7 protein-coding genes and 1 pseudogene are annotated in these 4,297 nt (G+C 64.5%); 4 read left to right on the top strand and 4 right to left on the bottom strand.

Features of this window, described 5'->3' with window-relative positions; all coding sequences use genetic code 11:
- From ACK41X_RS22800 to ACK41X_RS22790, 3 genes are all read right to left on the bottom strand, one after another.
- The coding region (locus ACK41X_RS22800; RefSeq protein ID WP_409728403.1) for a cation:proton antiporter at positions 1-482 on the bottom strand (482 nt) is incomplete at its 3' end.
- 123 nt (positions 483-605) lie between these two features.
- The gene (dksA, locus tag ACK41X_RS22795) at positions 606-1,019 is read right to left on the bottom strand and encodes an RNA polymerase-binding protein DksA (protein ID WP_409728401.1); all 414 of its coding nucleotides are present in this window, start codon (positions 1,017-1,019) and stop codon (positions 606-608) included.
- Between the two features lie 158 nt (positions 1,020-1,177).
- Entirely contained in the window at positions 1,178-1,591 is a 414-nt protein-coding gene (locus ACK41X_RS22790) for a flagellar assembly protein FliX (RefSeq protein ID WP_409728398.1), read from the bottom strand.
- Between the two features lie 208 nt (positions 1,592-1,799).
- Between ACK41X_RS22790 and ACK41X_RS22785 the strand changes: the two genes are divergently transcribed.
- From ACK41X_RS22785 to ACK41X_RS22770, 4 genes are all read left to right on the top strand, one after another.
- Entirely contained in the window at positions 1,800-2,915 is a 1,116-nt protein-coding gene (locus ACK41X_RS22785; RefSeq protein ID WP_409728395.1) for a flagellar basal body P-ring protein FlgI, read from the top strand.
- Positions 2,915-3,289 (top strand): flagellar assembly peptidoglycan hydrolase FlgJ, encoded by a 375-nt coding sequence (flgJ, locus tag ACK41X_RS22780; protein ID WP_409728392.1) that lies wholly within the window; start codon positions 2,915-2,917, stop codon positions 3,287-3,289. The genes ACK41X_RS22785 and flgJ overlap by 1 nt, the downstream gene beginning before the upstream one ends.
- A complete protein-coding gene (locus tag ACK41X_RS22775) occupies positions 3,286-3,729 on the top strand; it encodes a hypothetical protein (RefSeq protein WP_409728390.1) in 444 nt (147 codons plus the stop codon). The genes flgJ and ACK41X_RS22775 overlap by 4 nt, the downstream gene beginning before the upstream one ends.
- Before the next feature lie 122 nt (positions 3,730-3,851).
- The gene (locus ACK41X_RS22770) at positions 3,852-4,184 is read left to right on the top strand and encodes a hypothetical protein (protein ID WP_409728387.1); all 333 of its coding nucleotides are present in this window, start codon (positions 3,852-3,854) and stop codon (positions 4,182-4,184) included.
- Here the strand turns inward: ACK41X_RS22770 and ACK41X_RS22765 are convergent.
- Positions 4,181-4,297: pseudogene (locus ACK41X_RS22765) on the bottom strand (IS5/IS1182 family transposase); the annotation flags it as partial. The gene ACK41X_RS22770 and the pseudogene ACK41X_RS22765 overlap by 4 nt on opposite strands.

Here is a 4,297-nt window from a genome sequence, read left to right as displayed (position 1 = left end):
AGATCCTCCAGAAGAAGGATGGAGATCATGCGCTGCCCCTCGGGCGTGCCGGTGTCGCCGCGCTCGTTGAGCACCTGCGCCACCACGGCCGTCGATGTCAGGACGAATCCCATGGCGGCGAAGAACGCCATGATCGGCGCGAGCCCGAAAAACATCCCGACAAAGGTCAGCAAGAGCCCGCACAGCACGACCTGTGCGGCGCCAAGCCCGAAAATCTCGCGCCGCAGCCCCCACAGCCGCGACGGCTGCATTTCGAGACCGATCAAGAACAGAAACATCACGACGCCGAGTTCGGCGACATGCAGGATGGCTTGCGGATTGGTGAAGATCTTCAGCCCGAACGGGCCAATCAGCACGCCGGCCGCGAGATAGCCGAGCACCGATCCAAGTCCGAGCCGGATGAAGACCGGCGCCGCAACCACTCCGGCTCCGAGGAGCGCCACGACCTGAATCAATTCGCTGTTGGGTTCGGCCGCCGCCATGCCGTCAGACGCCTCGCACGATCCTCAGGCGAGGTGCCTGCAGCAGGCGTGCTTTGTCAATCGACGGCAATGTCAGGTGGGCTTTTGCGCCGTCCTCACCGGGTGCGGGTTGGCGCTGCGACGTCAATCGTCGCGATAAACCCGCTCGCGCCGCTCGTGACGTTCCTGCGCCTCGATCGACAGTGTCGCAATCGGACGCGCCTCCAGCCGGCGCAGCGAGATCGGTTCGCCGGTTTCCTCGCAATAGCCGTAGGTGCCGTCGTCGATGCGCGAGAGTGCGGCATCGATCTTGGCGATCAGCTTGCGCTGGCGATCGCGCGCGCGCAGCTCGATCGCACGGTCGGTTTCCGACGATGCACGGTCGGCAAGGTCCGGATGGTTCTGGTTCTCGTCCTGCAAATGCTGCAGGGTTTCCCGGGCCTCTTTAAGGATGTCTTCTTTCCAGGCGAGAAGCTTGGCGCGAAAATATTCGCGCTGCCTCTCGTTCATGAACGGCTCTTTTTCAGACGGCCGGTAGTCTTTCAGCTTGGCCGACATTCCTGATCACTCCCGCAAAGCGCGAGTCACCCCCTCGCGGCCGCGAGCTTATACCGGTCGGCCGATGTAGCGACAACAGCGAATTATTCCCGGACCTTTCCGGAATGTCATAATATGTACTTGGAATCGCAGCACTTTGTCGGGCCGGCCGGAACCGCTCAGGGGCCCCGTTGGGACCATTTGGCCAGTTCGACCTGAACCCGCAGGTCGATTTCGGCAAGCACCGAATCGAGCCCCGGCTCCCCGCTCGCACCGGCCAGGTCGGCCGCCGCCTGCCGCAGCCGCTCCAGCGCCGGACCGTCCAGGGTTCCGGACAGCAGGCCGAGTTTGAGCATCTCCAGTGCATCGAGCGCCGTCCGCCCCCTTTTCACCGCGCGCCGGCGCCGCTCGGCCGATTCATCCAATTCCTGCAGCGCCACCAGGACATCGACCCCGGCAATGGATCGTACCGGCGCCGATCCGCTTCGCGTCGCACGATTGGCGGTATCCGGAAGCGTGAAGCCGCCCCCGCTCCGCCGCAGGGCGGGCGCGTCACGTAAAGCTGTGTAATTTGAACCGGCCAGAACTCGCATGACCGAAGCTTGCGGCCGTTATGGTTAACCAAGCGTAAAGCACCCCGGCAAAAGCTGCCGGGATGCGGCAGGCGATGCCGCCCGGCGGCCTTGGCGCCTTGCAGCGGCACGCAAAAATATCAAGCTTTTTCAGCACCTTGCTGATCCGCCAGGGCTGGCACGCGGCTCGCATCATGCTCTGCGAGGTCCGACCTTCATGGGGAGCATGATGCCGAGGACGACGTTCATCGCGCGCGCCGCGTTTGCGGTTCTGGCGCTGGTCTTTGCTGCGGGGACGGCGCATGCCACCTCACGCATCAAGGATCTCGCCAATATCGAGGGCGTGCGCCAGAATCAGCTGATCGGCTACGGGCTGGTTGTCGGTCTCAACGGCACCGGCGACACGCTGAACAACATCCCGTTCACGCGCCAGTCGCTGCAAGCCATGCTGGAGCGGCTGGGCGTCAACGTGCGCGGCCAGCAATTGCGCACCGGCAATGTCGCCGCGGTGATGGTCACCGCCAATCTGCCGCCCTTCGGCACGCAGGGAACCCGAATCGACGTCACGGTGTCGGCGCTGGGCGATGCCAAGAGCCTGCAGGGGGGCACCCTGCTCGTCACACCGCTCCTTGGCGCCGACGGCAATGTCTATGCGGTCGGGCAAGGATCGGTTGCGATCGCCGGATTCCAGGCCGAAGGCGAAGCCGCCAAAATCGTGCGCGGCGTGCCGACCGTGGGCCGGATTTCCAACGGCGCGATCATCGAGCGCGAGATCGATTTCCAGCTGAACCGCATGGACCGGGTCCGCCTCGCCCTGCGCAACCCCGACTTTACCACCGCGAAGCGCATCGCCGCCGCGATCAACGACTTTATGGGATCGGCGACCGCCGAGCCGCTCGACCAGTCGACGGTGCAGCTGACGCTTGCCGGCAAGAGCGACACCAACATGGTGGCGCTGCTCACCGAGATCGAACAATTGCAGATCGAGCCCGATCTGGCCGCGAAGATCGTGATCGACGAACGCTCCGGCGTGATCGTGATGGGACGCGATGTGCGGGTCTCCACCGTCGCGGTGGCGCAGGGCAATCTGACCGTAACGATCTCCGAAGCGCCGCAGGTCAGCCAGCCGGCGCCATTCTCGCTCGGCGAAACCGTGGTGGTGCCGCGCACCCAGGTCGGCGTGCAGGAAGACGGCCGCAAGCTCGCCATCGTGCGCGCCGGCGTCTCGCTGCAGCAACTCGTGGACGGATTGAACGCACTGGGCCTCTCCCCGCGCGACCTCATCGCCATTCTCCAGGCGATCAAGGCGGCGGGCGCCATTCAGGCCGACATCGAGGTGATGTGATGAACACGCTATCCAGCCTCAATGCGGCTTCGAGCGCAAAATCCGCGCATGCCGCTCTTGCCGCCCAAAAGCAGGTCGAGGCCGTGACGAAGACAGGCGCTGTCAACGAAAAGGCGCGCCAGGCCGCAGAAGAATTCGAGGCGGTCTTTCTCAACACGATGATCAGCCAGATGTTCACCGGCATCGACGGCGACGGACCATTCGGCGGCGGCAAGGCGCTTGGCGTGTGGCGCTCCTTCCTGACCGATGAATATGCCAAATCGTTCGCCAAGAATGGCGGCGTCGGCATCGCCCCTGAAATCTATCGCACGCTGATGGCGCAGCAGGAAGTCGGCGCCAGCGCAGCGCCCGCGCAAATGGAGGCCAAGCCATGACAGCCGGCATCGACTCCCGCGCCCTGATGGCGGATCTTGCAACGACCATGGACGACATCGTGCGCGTCATCGAGCAGGAGACCGAGCTGGTTCGCGCAGGCCGCCTGAGCGAGGCCGGCAGGCTTGAAGCCGTCAAGACCGATCTGGCCAACCGCTATTATGCCGGCGCCGGGTTGTTGAAGACGCTGCCATCCGCGCTGACGCCGGCACAAGCGCAGGCGCTCGGCGACCTGAAGCGCAAGCACGAGGAGTTTCGTGCGCTCCTGCAAATCAACCTGACCGTTCTCGCCACCGCGCATGCGGTGTCCGAAGGCATCATGCGCGGCGTCTCCGACGAGCTGGCGCGCAAGGCCTCACCCTCGACCTATGGCGCGAGCGGCCGCACCAATGCGCCCGCGGCAAGCGCCGCGCAGCCGCTCGCGGTCAGCCGGGTGCTGTAAGATCGCGACGAACGAATCGTTGCAGGTTTACCTAATTTGCTAACAGGCAGTTAACGTCGAGAAAGTAGCGTCCCGTCATCCCGAACGCTTTTTTTGCGCGCACGGCGCGCCGGGAGGTGACTTTGGACTCGAGCTTCACGATCAGACCGCGAGACGCCGTCACCAGAGTCGGCGCCGGCCGCAGCAATATTGTGCGGACCGACCTCTCTCCCTCGCAGAGCGTCAACGCCGCCTCGCATGCTTCGGGATCGCATATCTCCCCCGATACGCTGACGCGCGATCCGTCCATCGCTTCGCAATGCCAGAGCGTGCTCGATCGCGAGCGCGAGGAGCGTGAACGAAAAAAACGGGCGCGGCAGGACGAGGCCATGCTCCGGCAGAAGGCCTATGGCCGGCCCGCCGAACCGCCGGAAGCAGCGCCGGAGGATCTGCCGCACGCGGACTTGCAGGTCTAGGTAGTGGACTCATAATGCCTGAGCCAGAGGCGTGACGCCGCCAGTGCGATGGCAGCAAGAAAGTTCCTGGCAAGCTTGTCGTATCGGGTGGCGATGCGCCGGAAGTGCTTCAG

The sequence above is a fragment of the Pseudorhodoplanes sp. genome (assembly GCF_046289595.1).
Taxonomy (GTDB): Bacteria; Pseudomonadota; Alphaproteobacteria; order Rhizobiales; family Xanthobacteraceae; genus Pseudorhodoplanes.
The sequence above is the reverse complement of the archived record's forward strand: the minus strand, read 5'-3'. Positions and strand labels throughout refer to the sequence as shown.